15 protein-coding genes are annotated in these 17,525 nt (G+C 68.4%); 7 read left to right on the top strand and 8 right to left on the bottom strand.

Annotated features, from left to right (window positions below):
* Positions 1–273 precede the first annotated feature (273 nt).
* The 5 genes from P3H15_RS06455 to P3H15_RS06435 all read right to left on the bottom strand — a co-directional run bounded on the left by P3H15_RS06455 (position 274) and on the right by P3H15_RS06435 (position 5,648).
* The gene (locus tag P3H15_RS06455; RefSeq protein ID WP_276136483.1) at positions 274–1,578 is read right to left on the bottom strand and encodes a CdaR family transcriptional regulator; all 1,305 of its coding nucleotides are present in this window, start codon (positions 1,576–1,578) and stop codon (positions 274–276) included.
* Between the two features lie 732 nt (positions 1,579–2,310).
* Positions 2,311–2,943, bottom strand: a complete 633-nt coding sequence (locus tag P3H15_RS06450) for a TetR/AcrR family transcriptional regulator (protein ID WP_276136482.1) — start codon at positions 2,941–2,943, stop codon at positions 2,311–2,313.
* Between the two features lie 70 nt (positions 2,944–3,013).
* Positions 3,014–4,003, bottom strand: a complete 990-nt coding sequence (locus P3H15_RS06445) for a nitronate monooxygenase family protein (protein ID WP_276136481.1) — start codon at positions 4,001–4,003, stop codon at positions 3,014–3,016.
* Between the two features lie 151 nt (positions 4,004–4,154).
* Complete coding sequence (locus P3H15_RS06440) at positions 4,155–5,138, bottom strand: TrkA family potassium uptake protein (protein WP_276136480.1); 984 nt, start codon at positions 5,136–5,138, stop codon at positions 4,155–4,157.
* Between the two features lie 111 nt (positions 5,139–5,249).
* On the bottom strand, positions 5,250–5,648 hold the full coding sequence (locus P3H15_RS06435; protein WP_072942187.1) for a RidA family protein: 399 nt from the start codon (positions 5,646–5,648) through the stop codon (positions 5,250–5,252).
* A gap of 108 nt (positions 5,649–5,756) precedes the next feature.
* Between P3H15_RS06435 and P3H15_RS06430 the strand changes: the two genes are divergently transcribed.
* Positions 5,757–6,791, top strand: coding sequence for an Rv2578c family radical SAM protein (locus P3H15_RS06430; protein ID WP_276136479.1), 1,035 nt, complete (start codon positions 5,757–5,759; stop codon positions 6,789–6,791).
* A 153-nt stretch (positions 6,792–6,944) separates the two neighbouring features.
* Positions 6,945–7,400 (top strand): hypothetical protein, encoded by a 456-nt coding sequence (locus P3H15_RS06425; protein WP_276136478.1) that lies wholly within the window; start codon positions 6,945–6,947, stop codon positions 7,398–7,400.
* A 19-nt stretch (positions 7,401–7,419) separates the two neighbouring features.
* Here the strand turns inward: P3H15_RS06425 and P3H15_RS06420 are convergent, their stop codons facing one another.
* The 3 genes from P3H15_RS06420 to P3H15_RS06410 form a co-directional block, all read right to left on the bottom strand.
* Positions 7,420–8,136 (bottom strand): SRPBCC domain-containing protein, encoded by a 717-nt coding sequence (locus P3H15_RS06420; protein ID WP_276136477.1) that lies wholly within the window; start codon positions 8,134–8,136, stop codon positions 7,420–7,422.
* A gap of 2 nt (positions 8,137–8,138) precedes the next feature.
* Positions 8,139–8,765, bottom strand: coding sequence for a helix-turn-helix domain-containing protein (locus tag P3H15_RS06415; RefSeq protein WP_276136476.1), 627 nt, complete (start codon positions 8,763–8,765; stop codon positions 8,139–8,141).
* 63 nt (positions 8,766–8,828) lie between these two features.
* On the bottom strand, positions 8,829–9,752 hold the full coding sequence (locus P3H15_RS06410) for a neutral zinc metallopeptidase (RefSeq protein ID WP_276136475.1): 924 nt from the start codon (positions 9,750–9,752) through the stop codon (positions 8,829–8,831).
* Positions 9,753–9,895: 143 nt separating this feature from the next.
* On the opposite strand from P3H15_RS06410, the gene aspS reads away from it, so the two are divergent.
* From aspS to P3H15_RS06385, 5 genes are all read left to right on the top strand, one after another.
* A complete protein-coding gene (gene aspS, locus P3H15_RS06405) occupies positions 9,896–11,704 on the top strand; it encodes an aspartate--tRNA ligase (protein ID WP_276136474.1) in 1,809 nt (602 codons plus the stop codon).
* A 69-nt stretch (positions 11,705–11,773) separates the two neighbouring features.
* Complete coding sequence (locus tag P3H15_RS06400; RefSeq protein WP_276136473.1) at positions 11,774–12,745, top strand: DUF389 domain-containing protein; 972 nt, start codon at positions 11,774–11,776, stop codon at positions 12,743–12,745.
* Positions 12,745–15,309: a circularly permuted type 2 ATP-grasp protein gene (locus P3H15_RS06395; protein ID WP_276136472.1), complete on the top strand. Its 2,565-nt coding sequence runs from the start codon at positions 12,745–12,747 to the stop codon at positions 15,307–15,309. The genes P3H15_RS06400 and P3H15_RS06395 overlap by 1 nt, the downstream gene beginning before the upstream one ends.
* Positions 15,306–16,256, top strand: a complete 951-nt coding sequence (locus P3H15_RS06390) for a transglutaminase family protein (protein WP_276136471.1) — start codon at positions 15,306–15,308, stop codon at positions 16,254–16,256. Before P3H15_RS06395 ends, P3H15_RS06390 begins: the two co-directional genes overlap by 4 nt.
* Positions 16,257–16,321: 65 nt before the next feature.
* On the top strand, positions 16,322–17,497 hold the full coding sequence (locus P3H15_RS06385) for a phosphotransferase family protein (RefSeq protein ID WP_276136470.1): 1,176 nt from the start codon (positions 16,322–16,324) through the stop codon (positions 17,495–17,497).
* The last annotated feature ends 28 nt before the right edge of the window (positions 17,498–17,525 follow it).

The following is a 17,525-nucleotide window of genomic DNA, read 5'->3' as shown; positions in this document are numbered from 1 at the left end:
CGGCACCCGCGATCCGCACTCCCCGGCGGACTCGGCTTCGCGGGAGTGTGGGCCCCACCGGAACGTCACGTGAGCCGTCGCCGACGCCGCGTGCCGGCCCGGCGATGCTGCGGAACATGGATTGAAGCGCGAAAAGTACATGCCAGGCAACGTGTCTCGGTCGCTTCGCGTGTACTCTGCACAGTTTTCAGGCGGCTCCGCCGCCCGTGCGTGGTTGACGAGGGTTGAGGCTCGTTAACCGCGCACGGGCGCGAAGCGCCCTGCCGCTGAGCATCATTCGGTTGTGTTCGTACCGGAATCGAGTACTGCGGTTCCGAGCCAGTAGCAGAGCGCCAGCGCGTTCTCGAGTTCCAGGCGCCCCTCCCGGACGTTCTTCCCGAGCAACTCCTCGATCTTGTGTATCCGGTAGATGACCGTGTTCTTGTGCATGGTCAACGCGGCGGCGGCAGCGGTATAGCTTCCCCCGGTCGAGAAGAAGGTTCGGAGCGTCTGACGGTGCAGCGCTGCGGTCGGATCGTCGACCGCAAGAGGGCCGAGGACATCGCGCACCCACCTGCGAGCGGAGTCGAGGTTCTCACACATCAGCGCCACCGCACCGACCAACCCGATGGGAACCACACGGGGACCGGACGCATTCGAAGCGCGTGCCACGACCGTGGCCTGGGCGGCTTGACGGTGGGTGCGGACGAACCCGATCATCCCGTGCTGCGGGGCGCCCAGAGCGACCGTGATCGGTTGGTCCCACTTCTCGACCGTCGTGGTCCATCCCGCAATGTCGACGCGCGCGTTACTGCCGAGCGGGAGCCATGCCCACACGGTGCGTTCGTCACGGGGTTCGAACAACGGCCGTTCGCGGCAGCCGAGGTGCCCGGCGAGTGCGGTGACCGCACGCTCGAAGGCGGGAAGGTCGCCGGCCGTGCCGCCGGGTTCGATCCACGCGATGAGGCCCAGGTGGAATTGGTCGAGTTGATATCCGAGTGTGGACTCGGCTGCCGTCACGTCGACGGGGCGGCCGTCGAGGAGGTCGCCGATCCGAGCGGAACGGGCGGTACTGCGGTGGCGGAGCCACGTCTCGTATTCGAGTTCGTAGGTGTCGAGCATCTGTTCGTAGAGGCCGTCGATCTGAGTGGACAGTCGCGTCATGATCTCCACCGCCGCCTGCGCGACGACGGCTGGATCGGTGCCGAGTGTCTCGAGTTGTTCCAGACACCAGCGCAAAATCGTGTTGTGCGTCAGTCGGTAACCGCGGTCGAGGACGGTGATGGGAAGACCACGCTGAGCGAGTACGCGGGCGTACTCGGACATTGCGATCGGCATCGGCATCGGCTCGGTGTCGCGGTCGTGTTCGAGCATCGCCAGGCTCAGTGACGTCGCGGCCTCCGCACAAGCGGTGAGAAGTTGTACGAGGTGGAGGTCGGTAGTGACTTCGTCGATCTCCGAGATCGTGCGCGTGATCATTTCTTCTGCAATGGCGACGCTGTGGGCGTTCGTCGCGGCGTAGACGGTGGCCACGAGTGTTCGCACTGCGGACCGCTGATCGGTGTCGGACGACACGCCGTCGCTGTTGAGTCTTGTCATTGTCCGAGTGCTCACCCCTGGAGCCGGCTCCACGAGCGTACCGCCGGAGCGGAACGAAGATCTTCGCGACAATGCCTCCGCGTCGCCCTGTCCGAAGCTGTCACAGGTGGGTGGCAATGGGCACGGAGTGGGAGACCATCTACCGATCTCATGCAGCCGGAGTCGGCGCGAACAGCAGCACCCAACGGTTGTGATGCAGTGATGCGGTGCCTGATGTCGTCGAGGAGTTGGTGAGCCGCGGCCGGTGTTGCTTCGAACTCGACCAGCGAGGCGAGGCAGATGAGATCCTGCGAGGTGACGCGGTGGGAGTCCGGTGCGTCGGCTCTCCGACGGGAGAGGACGCGAAGGTGGAGGCGGGCCTGTGCGCCGAGGCGCCCTGCCGCTGTGAGCACGAGTTCTTCCCACGTGAGATAACCGAAGGGATCATCCGGCGATGGTGGTTCCGGCAGCAGTTCTGCGATTCGTCGGGCCAAGGTGGCGAAGTGAGCAATCTGTTCCACTTGGGCTCCTCTACCAAATGTAATGCCGGTCACATTGGACGTTATTGGTCCGCCACCGGCATTCCAATGGACCAGGAGCCCACAGATTCATTGTTCCTATTGGACTGTGGGTACAAATGGCTCGCGCCACTCGGCACTCGGAAGCCAGTCGCCAGGCGCAGCGAGCGTTGCCGGGAACCGGCAACGCTCGGTCCCACACATTCGGTCGACCGGCGGCCGGCGACCGATGTCGTCACGCCTCGGGGGCGTAGGTCGCGAGGTACGCGTTGAACAGCCGTCGCGCTTCGGTGATCGTGTCGTCGTCGCCGCCTGGGGAACGCCGGAACGCCACGTCGAAGAGCCGGTTGCCGGCTTCGAAGGCCAGCTGCAGGACGAGCAGGGGGGTGTCGGCGCGGAGGAGTCCCTGGTCGATCAGAAGGCTCCAGAGTGCATGCGCCTTCTCGTCGTCGAACGCTTGCACCAGCTCGGTCATGGACTCGTTGCGTCCTGCGAACCACAGTTCAGCGCAGGCGGGGTGCTGCCTGAAGTATGCCAACTCGGGGTCGATGATCGCGTCCGCGGCGTCGTGGAGCGCACGGATCCGGGCGGTGGTCAGGGCCGCACTTACCTGTTTGTCGAGCTCACGCAGGTGGTTCGTCAGCAGTTCGATCTCGACCTCGTGACGGTCGGGAAAGTAGTGGTACATCGACGCGGTCGGAATCCCCGCCCGTTCACCCACCGCTTTGAGGGTCGCCGCCGCGTAGCCCTGCTCACACAGGATCGCCTCGGCTGCGTCGAGGATGGCCCGCCTGCGCTCCACTCCGCGGCGTTGCGACCGGCCTGACGGCGACGGAGCCTGTCGCGTCATCCGCGGCGCGCTGTCCATGGTCGCCAGCCTTCCAGACCGTGTATGAAGTCGAACACGATTCGTGACCGTATCAGCAGATGGCTCCGGGTCACGCCGTGGTCTGAGCCAGCTGTGCCGGCAACCGCGCGCTGATGATGTGTCGTGCGTCGTCGAGGATGGTGCCGATGATGTCGGCGCAGCCGGCGACCTCGTGGATCAGCCCCTGGGCCTGGCCGGCCCACCAGAGTCCGTCCTCGACGTCGCCGGCGCCGTACACCCGATCGCGACCGCGAGCGCCGCTGGCGAGATGGGCGATGTCGTCGAAGCCGGCACCTGGGCGCCGGGACAGGTCGAGGATCTCTTCGGAGACCGAGTTGCGGGCAACGCGGGCGGAGTTGTGGAACTCGCGGAACACGATTCGGGTGTCGCGTTCGGTGTTCTGAACGATCTGCTGCTTGACGTTGTCGTGGATGGGCGCCTCGGTGGTCGCCATGAACCGGGTGCCCATGTTCACCGCGGACGCCCCCAGCGCGAGCGCGGCGACGAGGCCTGCGCCGGTGGCGATTCCGCCGCTGGCGATGATCGGGATCGACAGGGCCCGGGCCGCCGCGGGGATGAGCACGAGTCCGGGGACGTCGTCCTCGCCGGGGTGCCCGGCGCATTCGAAGCCGTCGATGCTGATCGCGTCGACGCCGAGTTGCTCGGCCTTGACGGCGTGCCGGACCGAGACCGCCTTGTGGATCACCTTCACGCCGGCGGCTTTGAAGGTGGGTAGGTGCGGCTGCGGGTTGCCGCCTGCGGTTTCGACGATGGTGATGCCGCTGTCGACGATGGCGTCGCGGTAGTCGTCGTAGGGGACCGGTTGGATGGTGGGCAGGATGGTGAGGTTGACGCCGAACGGTTTGTCGGTGAGGTCGCGGCAGCGGGCGATCTCCTTGACCAACGCCTCGGGGGTGGGCTGGGTGAGGGCGGTGAGGAACCCGAGTGCCCCGGCGTTGGCCACCGAGCTGATCAGGTCGGCGGTGCCGACGGCGGTCATGCCGCCGCACACGATGGGGTGTTCGATTCCGAAGGTCTGGGTGAACTCGTTGCTGAACATGTTCTCCTCGAAGAGTGGCCTGGCCGGAGCGCCATACTGAAACTCGAATCGAATTCGAGAATAGATATCGTGGGCGGGCACCGTCAAGGGGAAGGGCGCGGCGCCACCGGCTGGGTTACGCGGGGAGGTGACCCCTCACCCGCGCAGGGAGTCACGGGTTGACGTGGTGGCGTGCCGCATCGAGTTCGTCGGGGGTTCCGAGAGCGATGAGGATCGTTTCGGGTTCGAGTTGGACAGTGGGCGCCGGATTGGCGACGAACTGACCGGAGACGGTGCGAATCGCAAGCAACAGTGCGCCGCTTGTGTGAAGTCCCATCTGCGCAAGCGTGTATCCCACCCAGGGTGACGCGGAACCGACGGTGATCTCTTCCATTCGGTAGTCGAGGGTTTCGTCGTGCATCACCACGTCGAAGAATTCGGCCACGTGAGGTTGCAGTGCAAAGGAACCCATTCGGCGGCCGCCGATCAGTTGTGGGTTGACAACCCGGTTGGCGCCGGCGCGTACCAGTTTGGACATCGACCCCTCGTTCCGGGCGCGGGCGATGATGATGAGATCCGGGCGCAATGCCCGGCTCGACAGCGTGACGTACACATTGTCGGCGTCGGTGTCGAGCGCGGAGATCAAAGCGTGAGCGTGCGCGATCCCGGCTGCTTCGAGGGTCCGGTCGTCGGTGACGTCGCCGATGACGGTGGGATGCTCGATATCTCGGAGTCTGTCCGGTTCGCGGTCGATGACGACGATCTCGCGGCCGAGTGAGGTGAGGTATTGCGCGCTCGCAGTACCCACCCGGCCCCATCCGCAGATGATGATGTGGCCGGTCATCCGGCTGATGCGTCGATCCATTCGCCGTCTCTCCATGTGGTGGCGTAGGTGGCCCTCGATGAGCGCCTCGAGGAGGACGCCGAACATGTACAGCGCGGTGCCCACCCCCGCAAGGATGAGGGTGATCGTGAATATTTCCCCGACGCGGCTGAGCGGATGTACTTCGCGGAATCCGACGGTCGTGATCGTGGTGACGGTCTGGTAGAGCGCGTCCAGGAGCCCGAAGCCGAGGACGATGTAGCCGACCGTGCCGATGACAACGACCAGCGCGAACGCGAGGAGCGCTCGACCGATTCGTCCCAGGGGGCTCACCGCGACAATTGTTCACCCAATCCCGTCGAAGAGTGGGTACTTCCGGTGGACCACCGGTAGGCGGGGAGGCGGACGTGGCGCTCGCCGGCGTGGTTCCGCCTCCCCGGATGGTCAGTCGCCGATGACGGCGTCGGCCTCAATCTCGATGAGCAGGCCGGGGGCGATCAGCGCGCTGACCTCGAGGATCGTCGTGGCGGGACGGATCTCGCCGAAGACCTCGCCGTGTGCGATGCCCGCTTCTTCCCACCGGCTCATGTCGGTGAGGTACATGCGGGTGCGGATCACGTCGGTCGTGCTCGCGCCGGCCTCCGCGAGCGCCGCCTCGATTCGGCGCAGCGCCTCGCGGGTCTGCTCTGCGAGATCGTCTCCGCCGACGGGGCCGTCGGGACCCGACGCGGTGGTGCCCGACACGGACACGAGCTGACCGATACGCACGGCACGGGAATAGCCGATCTTGCCTTCCCACTCGGAACCGGACGAGACGTTGTTTCTGTTCGACATGAGCGACATTGTCGCAAGCCCCGATCCGGCGCTCACCAGCGCGGTCGACGGTGACGATCTCGCGTCCGCCCGGTGCGAAGCCTTGACACTGGTTAGAACAAATGTTCGCATGTACTCATGAGGTGGGATGGGCAAGCGGTCGACGCAGACGACGGTGCATTGCCGGGGCTGGAACGCGCCGAGCTGGTGCGGAGCGTGCAGACACCCGAGTTCGACGGCATCACCTTCCACGAGGTGCTCTGCAAGAGCGCGCTGAACAAGATGCCCGACGAGTCGCAACTCCCATTCCGGTTCACCGTCAATGCCTTTCGCGGGTGCTCACACGCGTGCCGCTACTGTTTCGCCCGGCCCACCCACGAATACCTCGACCTCGACGCGGGCCGCGACTTCGACAGCCAGATCGTCGTGAAGACCAACGTTGCGGCGGTGCTGCGCAAGGAGTTGGGGCGCCGGTCGTGGAAGCGTGAACACGTGGCGCTCGGCACCAACACCGATCCGTATCAGCGCGCCGAGGGCCGATACCGTCTGATGCCCGGCATCATTCGCGCGCTCGCCGAATCCGCGACCCCGTTCTCGATTCTGACCAAGGGGACGCTGCTGCGGCGCGACCTCCCGCTACTGACTCTCGCCGCCCGGCAGGTGCCGGTGAGCATCGGCGTCTCGCTGGCGATCCACGATCCCGACCTCCAGAAGTCGATCGAGCCGGGAACACCCACCCCGAAGGCGCGCCTCGATCTGATCCGGGCGATCGCCGACGCCGGGCTGCCGTGCAATGTGATGGTGGCCCCCGTCATTCCGTTCCTCACCGATTCGGTGCGGCACCTGGACGGCCTGCTCGAATCGATCGCCGATGCCGGCGCCTCGGGCGTGACCGTCTTTCCGATGCATCTGCGCGGCAGCACCAAGGGCTGGTTCATGAACTGGTTGTCGACGGAGCATCCCGCGCTGGTCCGTCAGTACCGGCAGTTGTACGGTCGGGCGGCCTACGTTCCGCCCGAATACAAGTCGTGGCTGAAGCAGCGAGTCGACCCGCTCGTCGACCGGTACGGCCTCGGCGGCGGTGCGAAACACCGGGAGGCCGGGCAACCCGAACCGGATCGCCGTGAACTGGTCGGGGCGGGTCGTCCCGGACCGGCGCTCACCCTCTTCTGAGGCCCGTTCCACCGGCTGATCGGCCGCGCCGGAGGCTCGGATGGATCGCGACGAACGGTAGTCGACCCCGGCGGTGCGGACACGTAACGCGCCCGGCATTCCCGGAGACACACGGGGGAGGGGTTCGCCCGCCGCACACGACCGAGGAGCGCCATGACTGTGGGAAATCGGGTAGGCCGTTCGGCGGTGGTGGCATCGCTCGCCGCTGCCGCGCTGTTCGGTGCACCCACTACTGCCGTTGCGGATACGGCGACGCTGACACCCACGTTCACGGTCGGGCACGGTCTGAATCCCGGCGACATCAGCGTGTGCGGTGGCCGGATCGACGCCCAGGCGTCGTCCGGCTACCCGGGGCCGTCCGGGCCGAACTACGTCATGCTGAGGACGCATTTCGTGGGCAGTTCCCGGGTCTGCATGGTCGACGGAACGTTGCGTTGGCGCAACCTCGACACCGGTGCGTCCGGAACGACGCAATGGGCGTTGAGCGGATGGGACGGTCCTGGGGCTCCGACAGCCGTCTACTTCGATCCGGGGGCGGGTCGGGTCAGTGTCGAGATCACCCCGAGCACGCCGAACATTCCGGGTCGAGGCGAGTTCACGGCCTCCTGACTTCGGGTACCACGGAGTGTCAGGCGAAGACGTCGTCCAGCCAGGACGTCCACGCGTCCTGCGACTTCTCCTGGTCGGTGCCCGCGGCGAACAGGTGGTGCGCCGCGTCGACCGTTCCGCCGAATGCGTTGCGACCGTAGAACCGGTACAGCGCGTCGGCGGTCCGGATGCCGATGAAGTGCGGCGTCAGGTAGTCGACGACACCGTCCACCGTGCCGAATCCGGGGACGTCGACAGTGACGGTGTCGCCGGCGGTCGACGTGTCGGACAGGCCGAGCGCGCCGCGGAGCGTGGTCATCGCGCCGGGAGCGGAGGAGGCCGCCGGGCCGCCGGTCGCGATGTAGGTGGCTGCGCGGCCCGCGAAGTACCGGACGTACTGGCCGAGGCTGTGCAGGTAGAACGTGGTGTGCTTGTCGGCGCCGTCGTACTGGGCGTCCCAGTCGTCGGTGAAGATGCCGCTGTGCACGTAGCGCAGCGCCGCGGTGCCGCCGTCCCGCGCCTCGATGAGGTACTCGAGAGCGTTGAACCGGCCGTCAGGGCCCTCCTGGCGGACCGCGAACTTCTGCGGCGGCTCCCAGGCGATGACGGCGGGGTCGTCCGGCCCCTCGCTGCCGACCCCGGGATCGAGTTCGGTGGGGAACATCCAGCCGGCGGTGCCGGTGGTGACGGCGGCGAACACGTCCTCGGGGGTGGCGTTCAGGACGACTTCGCGACGGATCTCGAAATTCTTCGACATGGCTAGCTCTCCTCGTGACGGTTGTCGGATGACTTCGCTTGCGCAGACGGTGTTTTCAGGCTCGGATGCAGTGCGACGACGAGGCGGTGCCTGCGCCCGTTCGGGGCGTTCTCGTCGTGGTAGCGGGACACCAGGTTCTTCACGGACTCGCCGAGTTCGTCGGCGAACGCGGACCGGTCGGCCGCCGACGCGAACCGGATCTCGCTGTCGATCGCAAAGGTGGCCAACGGCTGACGCGCCGCGGTGGCGCCGGCGATCAACTCGCCGACCTCACGCACCAGTCGCGCGGCCAGTGCCACCAGCCAGCGGGCCGACAGTTGGTCCGGTGCCCGGTCGGGATCGGGCGCGAGAGCGGCGAACGCGGCGGGGGAGATGACGTACGACGCCGCGGTGGCCTGGAACACCCGCTCGGTGACGTTGCCCTTCTTGCGCTCCTCGACGAGTTCGACGAGGCCGTGCTCCTCGAGCGCCCGGAGGTGGTAGTTGGCCTTTTGCCGTGTCAATCCCACCTGCGCGGCGACGGAACTCGCGGAACCGGGTTCGGCGAGCGCCGCCAGCAGCCGCGCCCGGACCGGGTCCAGGGAGATCTCGGCGGCGGCCGCGTGATCGATCACTGCTACGTCCAGCATGCGTCCACTGTCGCACCGACAGTAAATTCTGTCAAGACAAAAAAGTTTGTCGGTGGATTTCGGTCAGCGGAGCGCGGGCGGGTTGTTCAGATCGCGTGCCGAGTAGGTGTCGCAGGCCTGTACCTGGCCGGTCCGGTATCCGGTGGCGAACCATTTCTGGCGCTGCTGCGAGGAGCCGTGTGTCCAGCCCTCCGGATTCACCCGGGCGCCCGCCGACTGCTGGATCCTGTCGTCGCCGACCGAGGATGCGGCGGAGAGGGCGTCGTCGATGTCGGTGTCGGTGAGGGTGTTCAGGAACGGTGGTCCGCCGTCGGGGCCGGGGAGGGTGTCGGCGTAGTGGGCCCACACGCCCGCGTAGCAGTCGGCCTGCAGTTCGGTTCGCACCGCGGCCGAGTCGGCGCCCCGCGGGTCGGCCTGCGCACGTCCGATGTCGCCGAGCTGGTTCTGGATGTGGTGGCCGAACTCGTGGGCCACGACGTACTCCTGCGCCAGCGGTCCGCCGCTGGACCCGAAGCGGTCGACGAGGAGCTGGAAGAAGCTGGTGTCGAAGTACGCCGTCGAGTCGGCCGGGCAGTAGAACGGCCCGACCTCGCTGGTGGCGTTGCCACAGCCGGTGCTGACGGAACCGGAGAACAGCACGACCTCCGGCGGCACGTACGCGGTGCCGGTCTGTTGCGCGAGTTCCTGTCCCCACACCGAGTCGAGACTGCCCGCGGTGAACACCACCCGGCAGTTCACGTCGCGGTTGGCGTCCGCACCGGTCTCGCATCCTTCGAGGCCCGCGCCGGAATTCTGGGAGGACTCGGTGGCACCGCTGAGACCGCCGAGCAGCGAACCGGGATCACCACCGAGGAGCAGCGCCAGAACCAGCACGATCAGACCGCCGGCGCCGCCGCCCAACGCGAACTTGCCGCCGAGGCCACCGCCGCCCCTACCTCCGGTCGACACCCGGCCGGAGTCCATTCGGGCGCCCTCGTTGAAGGTCATGTGTCTTCGCTTTCTCGTCAGTTTTCCGGTGCGTGCCGATCGAGCCTCGCACGTGAAGCGGGTATGCGTTTCCGCTCACGCACGGTGTCTCCGTAGGATCTCAGCCAACGAAGTAGCTTGCCCCATGTTTCGAAAGGAATCCCGTGCTGCGCACACATCTCGCCGGTTCATTGCGAGCCGAGCAGGCCCAGCAGACCGTAACCCTCACCGGTTGGGTTGCCAGGCGTCGTGATCACGGCGGGGTGATCTTCATCGATCTACGTGACGCGTCGGGCGTGTCCCAGGTGGTGTTCCGGGAGGGCGCCGCTGCCGAGCAGGCTCACCGTCTGCGCGCGGAGTACTGCGTCAAGGTGACCGGTGTGGTCGAGGTGCGTCCCGAGGGCAACCAGAACTTCGAGATCCCGACCGGGGCGATCGAGGTCAACGTCACCGACCTCGAGGTCCTCAACGAGAGCGCGCCGCTGCCGTTCCAGCTGGACGACCAGGCCGGTGAGGAAGCGCGCCTGAAGTACCGCTACCTGGACCTGCGCCGTGAGGGCCCCGGCCATGCCATCCGGTTGCGCTCCAAGGTCAACGCCGCGGCCCGCGCCGTGCTCGCACACCACGAGTTCGTCGAGGTCGAGACGCCGACGTTGACGCGGTCGACGCCGGAGGGTGCCCGCGACTTCCTGGTTCCCGCGCGTCTGCAGCCGGGCAGCTTCTACGCGTTGCCGCAGAGCCCGCAGCTGTTCAAGCAGCTGCTCATGGTCGGCGGCATCGAACGCTACTACCAGATCGCGCGCTGCTACCGCGACGAGGACTTCCGCGCGGACCGCCAGCCCGAGTTCACCCAGCTCGACATCGAGATGAGCTTCGTCAACCAGGACGACGTCATCCTCCTCGCCGAGGAGGTGCTGGCCTCGCTGTGGAAGCTGGTCGGGCACGAGATCAAGACGCCGATCGCGCGGATGACGTACGCCGAGGCGATGCGCCGCTACGGTTCCGACAAGCCGGACTTGCGCTTCGGTGTCGAACTGGTCGAGTGCGCCGAGTTCTTCAAGGACACCACGTTCCGCGTCTTCCAGCAGGAATACGTCGGGGCGGTGGTCATGCCCGGCGGTGCGAGCCAGCCGCGGAAGCAGCTCGACGCCTGGCAGGAGTGGGCGAAGCAGCGCGGGGCGAAGGGCCTCGCCTACGTGCTCGTCGGCGAGGACGGCACCCTCGGCGGCCCGGTGGCCAAGAACCTGACCGACGCCGAACGCGAGGGCCTCGCCGCGTATGTCGGCGCGAAGCCGGGCGACTGCATCTTCTTCGCCGCCGGCACCACCAAGTCGTCCCGGGCGCTGCTCGGTGCCGCCCGTGGCGAGATCGCCCGCAAGCAGAACCTCATCGACCCGGACGCCTGGGCGTTCGTGTGGGTCGTCGACGCACCGCTGTTCGAGCCGACGGCGGATGCCACCGCGAGCGGCGACGTCGCGCTCGGCTACAGCGCCTGGACGGCGGTGCACCACGCGTTCACCTCGCCCAAGCCGGAGTCGATCGACACGTTCGACACCGACCCGGGGTCCGCGCTCGCGTACGCCTACGACATCGTCTGCAACGGCAACGAGATCGGTGGCGGCAGTATTCGTATCCACCGCAAGGACATTCAGGAGCGAGTGTTCAAGGTGATGGGTATCTCCCACGAGGAGGCCGAGGAGAAGTTCGGCTTCCTGCTCGACGCGTTCGCGTTCGGCGCCCCGCCGCACGGCGGCATCGCATTCGGCTGGGACCGCATCACCGCCCTGCTCGCCGGTGTCGATTCTATCCGTGAGGTCATCGCGTTCCCGAAGTCGGGTGGCGGCGTCGATCCGCTGACGAGTGCTCCGGCTCCGATCACCGCGCAGCAGCGCAAGGAGTCCGGGGTGGACGCCAAGCCGGAGCCGAAGGGCGACGCCGCGGCGGCCAAGCCCGACGCGCACGCCGAGAAGTAGGCGGGTCCTCCGGCGCGATCTGCCGGCGGGACTCGATGACCGGACGACGCGGAACAGCCGGGGGACACGATGTTGCACCTGCGAGTGATCTGTCCGGCCGAGCGCACCGAGGACGTCCTCGGTGCGCTCGCCGCGGAACCCGGCGCCACCCATGTGGTGGTGTTGCGCGACGCCGCGATCGACCCCGCCGGTGACGCGATCCAGACCGATGTGGCCCGCGAGTCCGCGAACGACGTGATCGACGCGCTCGAGGCCCTCGGAATCGACCGCACCGGCGCGATCACGGTGGAGCCCGTCGACACGGTGCTCTCGAAGTCCGCACACGAGGCGGAGAAGGCGGCCCCGGGCGATCCCGCGGACAGCGTCGTGTGGGAGGAACTGGTCAGCCGGACGCGCGAGGAGTCGACGCTCAACGGCACGTTCCTCGCGTTCCTCACCATCGCCTGCCTGCTGGCCGCGGTGGGTGTGGTGACCGACTCGCCGATCACCGTCGTCGGGGCCATGGTGGTGGGACCGGAGTTCGGCCCGCTCGCCGCGCTCGCCGTCGCCCTGATGCGGCGCAAACTCGGGCTGGCCCGGCGGTCGCTGATCGCCCTGCTCTTCGGTTTCCCGTTCGCGATGGCGGCGACGCTGGTCGCGACACTGCTGATGGAGCGGCTCGGCTGGATGGAGTTCGAGAGCATCGAGTCCCTCGACCAGGTCGACTTCATCTACCGAGTCGGACCGCTGTCGCTGATCGTCGCGCTGATCGCCGGCGCGGCGGGCATGCTCGCGCTCGTGTCCTCGAAGTCGGCGGCGCTCGTCGGCGTCTTCATCTCCGTCACCACCGTTCCGGCGGCCGGATTCGCCGTCGTCGCGGTCACCGTGGGCGAATGGCGCGTCGCGGCACTGGCGGCGCTGCAACTCGGGGTCAACATGGTGGGCATCGTCGTCGCCGGCGTCCTGGTCCTGGCCCTGCGACTCCGCAGCGGCGGCGATCCCCGCCGACTACTCGAGCAGGCGCGGAAAGACCGCTCCCCGGCGCAGCGGCGGAGGGCCTGATGGGCGTCTCGCCGCACGACGGCGCGGGCTACGACGAACTGTTCGACCACGACGGCGGCCTCCGGGAACCGTGGGCGGAGTTGGCCCAGGACTTCACGAACGGCGGGCCGGACTCCGTCCGCCGCCTGCAGTCCCGCATCCGGCTGCTTGTCGACAACCACGGGATCACCTACAACCCCCTCGACGGTTCGGACGCGCCGACCGCACCGCCACGATGGGAGATCGACGCCGTCCCGCTGATCGTCGCGGCCGAGGAGTGGGAGCAGCTGGCGGCGGGTTTCGTGCAGCGTTCCCGGCTTCTCGACGCGGTACTCGCGGACCTGTACGGACCGATGACCCTCGTCCGGAGCGGCGCCGTCCCGGCCCGCACGGTGTTCGGGCACCCCGGCTACGTCCGTGCGGCGCACGGCATCACGGTGCCGGGCCGCCACCAGCTGTTCCTGCACGGACTCGACGTCGGCCGCGCGGCGGACGGCACGTTCCACGCGCTGCGCGACCACACGCAGTCCCCGGCGGGCGCCGGCTACGCGATGGCGGACCGCCGCGTCATCGCACGGGCGATGCCCGGTATCTACGAGACGGTCGGACCGCGCCCGCTGTCCTCGTTCGCCCAGTCGATGCGGCTCGCGGCGATCGACGCCGCTCCCGCGGGCACCGAGGACCCGCTCGTCGTCGTCCTCAGCCCCCGCACCCGGTCCGAGGCCGCATTCGATCAGGCGTACCTGGCTACGGTCCTCGGCTTCCCGCTCGTGGAGAGTGCCGACCTGGTGGTCCGCGACGGCCACGTGTGGATGCGGTCCCTCGGCAGTCTGGAACGCGTCGACGTCATCGTCCGGCGGGTGGACGCCGACCTCGCCGACCCCCTCGACCTGCGCCCCGGCTCCCGGTCCGGGGTGGTCGGTCTCGTCGAGGTGCTGCGCCGGGGCGCGGTGACCGTCGTCAACACCCTCGGCAGCGGAATCCTCGAGAACCCCGCCCTCACCCGGTTGCTTCCGGACCTGTGCCGACGGCTGCTCGACGAGGACCTGCTGCTGCCGTCGGTTCCCAGCTTCTGGGGCGGCGACCGGTCGGAGCTGTCGCACATCCTCGCGAACGCCTCGTCGATGGTGCTGCGCGCGGTGCACGGGGGTGCGCCGATCGTGCCCGCCGACCTCGGTGCCGCCGACCGGGACACCCTGCTGGACCGGGTGCGGGCCGAACCCGAGCGGTGGGTCGGGCAGATCGTCCCGGACCCCTCGTACGCACCCGCCGCCGGTGGATCCGGGGACGTCGTGCTCGCACCGGTCGGGATGCGGCTGTTCAGCGTCGCGCAGCAGGTGGGATACACGCCGATGGCCGGCGGTCTCGGCACGTCCCTCGTTCCCGGGGCCGAGCGCGGGGACCGCCGCCACGCCGGGGCGAAGGACGTGTGGATCCGGCTGGCGCAACGCACCGCGTCCACCGACCCGGGCGACGGCTCCGAGCGGGACGGAGAGACCCTGCCCACGTATGCGGCGACGACGTCCGACCTGATGACGTCGCCGCGCGCGCTGACCGAACTGTTCTGGATGGGCCGGTTCGCCGAGCGCGCCGAGGGTGCGGCCCGGCTGATGATCGCCGTGGGGGAGAAGTACCGCGACTACCGCCTGCGACCGTGGCTGGCGGGCGGCGGAAGCCTCCCGATCCTGCTGAACACGGTCCTGCGGGTCGCCGACGCCGGGAACCACGCCGTGGCCGACTCGGGCTCCGATCCGGTCACCGACCAGCGGCGGGTGCGCTCCGAGTTCCGCTCGCTGACGGCGGACCCGGACCGGGACGGGTCGCTCGCCCACGCGGTGCGCGGCGTCGAGCAGGCCGCGCGGGCCGTGCGCGGGCAATTGTCGAACGACATCTGGGCCGTCCTCAGCTCCGTCGAACGCGCGCTCGGACAGGTCGCGGCCGACACCGTCGACGACGGGTCCGTGCTGTTCGAGGCGCAGTCTGCGGTGCTCGGCGGCATGCTCGCGCTGTCCGGGGTCGCCGCGGAGTCGCTGGTTCGCGACACCGGCTGGCACGTCATGGACATCGGCAAACGGATCGAGAGGGCATCCACCTTGATTGCGCTGGTGGACTCCACCCTTGGGCGGAAGACGGATCCCGCGACGGAACGGGCGGTGATCGAATCGCTTCTCGTCGCCACCGAGAGTTCCGTGGTCTACCGCCGTCGCAACCGCGGTATCCGCCCGGCGGCCGTCGCCGAGTTGCTGCTGTTCGACGTGAAGAACCCGCGGTCGCTGGCGTTCCAACTGGAGGCGCTGCGCACGAATCTGGCCGCACTGCCGGACGCCTCGGGTGCGTCCCGTGCGGAGCGGCTCGCCGAGGACATGGTCAACACCGTGCGGCGCGTCGACCCCGTCCGACTCGAATCGGTCGACGCGGGCGGGTCCCGGAAGGAGCTGGGTGAGCTGACGACCACGATGCGCGCACTGCTGAGCGAACTGTCCGATGTGATGCTGAAGGGTCAGCTGTCGCTGCCCGGCGGCACCCAGCCGCTGTGGGGCAGCGGCGCCTCGTGGAGCACCTCCCCGGGCGGAGTCTCCGCATGACCGACACGACGCCCCGCACGGACCCGGCAGCGGACCGTCCGGTTCTGCGCAGATACAAGATCACCCACCGCACGACGTACACGTACTCGGGGCCGGTGACCTCGTCGTACGGCCGGGGTTACCTCCTGCCGCGCGACACCGAGGAACAGCGGTGCGTCGCTTCCGTCGTCGACGTCACACCGCCGCCCGCGGACCGCTCCACCGGGTCGGACGTGTACGGCAACCGGGACCTGTACTTCCAGGTGAGCACGCCGCACGAGGAACTGGTGGTGGCGGCCGTATCCGAGATCGAGGTGTACGGACCGGACAAGGCGAGGCTCGCGGCCGCACCGGCGAACGCGCCGTGGGAGCTGTCCCGGCCCGTGGGCACCGAGGGCGCGATGGCGCAGGAGTTCGTGCTCGACCTCGAGCCTCCCGAGATCGGCGACGCGGTCCGCGAGTACGCGGCGCCGAGTTTCCCGCCGGAACGGCCCCTCGTCGACGCGGTAGTCGATCTCACGACCCGCATCCACCGCGACTTCGAGTACAAGTCGGGGTCGACGTCGGTCTCGACGCGGGTCGCGGAGGTGCTGGAGAAGCGGTCGGGCGTGTGCCAGGACTTCGCCCGGCTCGCCATCGCCTGCCTGCGCTCACGCGGACTCGCGGCCCGGTACGTGTCCGGGTACCTGGCGACGCAGCCGCCACCCGGCAAGGAACGGATGATCGGAGTCGACGCGACGCACGCCTGGGCCGCGGTGTGGATGCCGGGGGACCGGTGGCTGGCCTTCGACCCCACCAACGACCAGCTCGTCGACGAGCGGTACACCGTGGTCGCGTGGGGCCGGGACTACGCCGACGTGCCGCCCCTGCGCGGTGTCATATACACAGAGGCACGAAACAGCACCATTGCGGTGTCGGTTGACGTGGCGCCGATGGAAGTACTCGCACCGGATCAGCCGAAATGCTGAAATTCATCGGGGCTTCCGGAGGAGGACTCGATGATCCGTGTCACTAGCAGGTAAGTTGGTCGGCGATGACTGCAATACTGGCAGACCCCGTTTCAGAGGTAGTTGCCGCAGCCGAGAAGCTGCTCACCCGTCGCACAGGGGCACCCGTGACACTGGTGGATCCCGTGGATCTCGGCGGTAGTGGCCGCACCATCGTGCTCCGTGTGCGGGTGGCGGAGAATCCGTTCTCCCTGCCCCGGACGTTGGTGATCAAGCAGGTCCGCGAGGAGTCCGGGTTGTCCGGCGCGAGGGCCGTCGATCCCGACGACCTGTCCGGCGACAGCCGCAGCGCCTTCCTCCGCGAGGCCGTCTCGTACCAGTTCGCCACGGCGCTGGCGACGGACAGCCGCCCCGGAGCCGAACTGCTCGCATCCGACCTCGAAGCCCGGCTCCTCGTGCTCAGCGACCTCGGGGACGCCACCCCGATCAGCGCGCTGCTCGAGCACTCCGATTCCGACACCGTCACCAACACCCTGATGGCCATGGCCCAGGCGCTCGGCCGCATGCACGCGGCCACCGTGGGCCGCGAAGAAGACTTCACCGCGCTGCTGCGCCGCGCCGAGGTGGCGCACTGCGACGACACCGTGGCCGAGCAGGTCGAGCGTGCGGTGCCCGCCGTGCCCGGTCTGCTGTCCGACATCCTCCGCGTCGACGTGTCCCCGGAGTTGACCGAGCAGGTGGCGCGGGCAGCGAAGCTGTTCGAGAGCGGGCGGTTCCGGGCGTTCAGCCCGTCCGACCTGTGCCCGGACAACATCATCGTCAACGACGAGGGCGTCCGGTTCCTCGACTACGAGTGGGGCGGGTTCCGCGACGCGATGCTCGACATCGCGTACGCGCTGGTCTCGTTCCCGGGCTGCCTGTGCAGCATCGAACTGTCCGAGGACCGCACCCAGGCGATGATCGAGGCCTGGCGGGCGGAGGTCGTGGGGATGTGGCCCGCGCTCGCCGACGACAACGTGCTCGCCGCCCGCATGGTCGAGGCGCAACTGATCTGGGTGTGGCTCAGCACCTACCTGTTCCTGCCGGACAACCACACCCGGATCGCGGCCGTCCGCGAGCATCACCTGTCGGTGCCGCGGTCCGAGGCGCTGACCCAGCGCTGGGACAAGCTGGCCCGTTCGGCGGATCACGCGGGGAACACGGTGGTCGCCCACGACGCCCGCGTCATCGCCGACAAGATCCGGGGACTGTCCGTCGGGTGATCCGTGGTCCGGCCGGACTGGGTCGGAC

It is taken from the genome of Rhodococcus sp. T2V, from assembly GCF_029269925.1.
GTDB classification, from domain to species: Bacteria; Actinomycetota; Actinomycetes; order Mycobacteriales; family Mycobacteriaceae; genus Rhodococcus_F; species Rhodococcus_F koreensis.
Note: the sequence above shows the minus strand (reverse complement) of the source record. Positions and strands in the feature narration are given on the sequence as shown.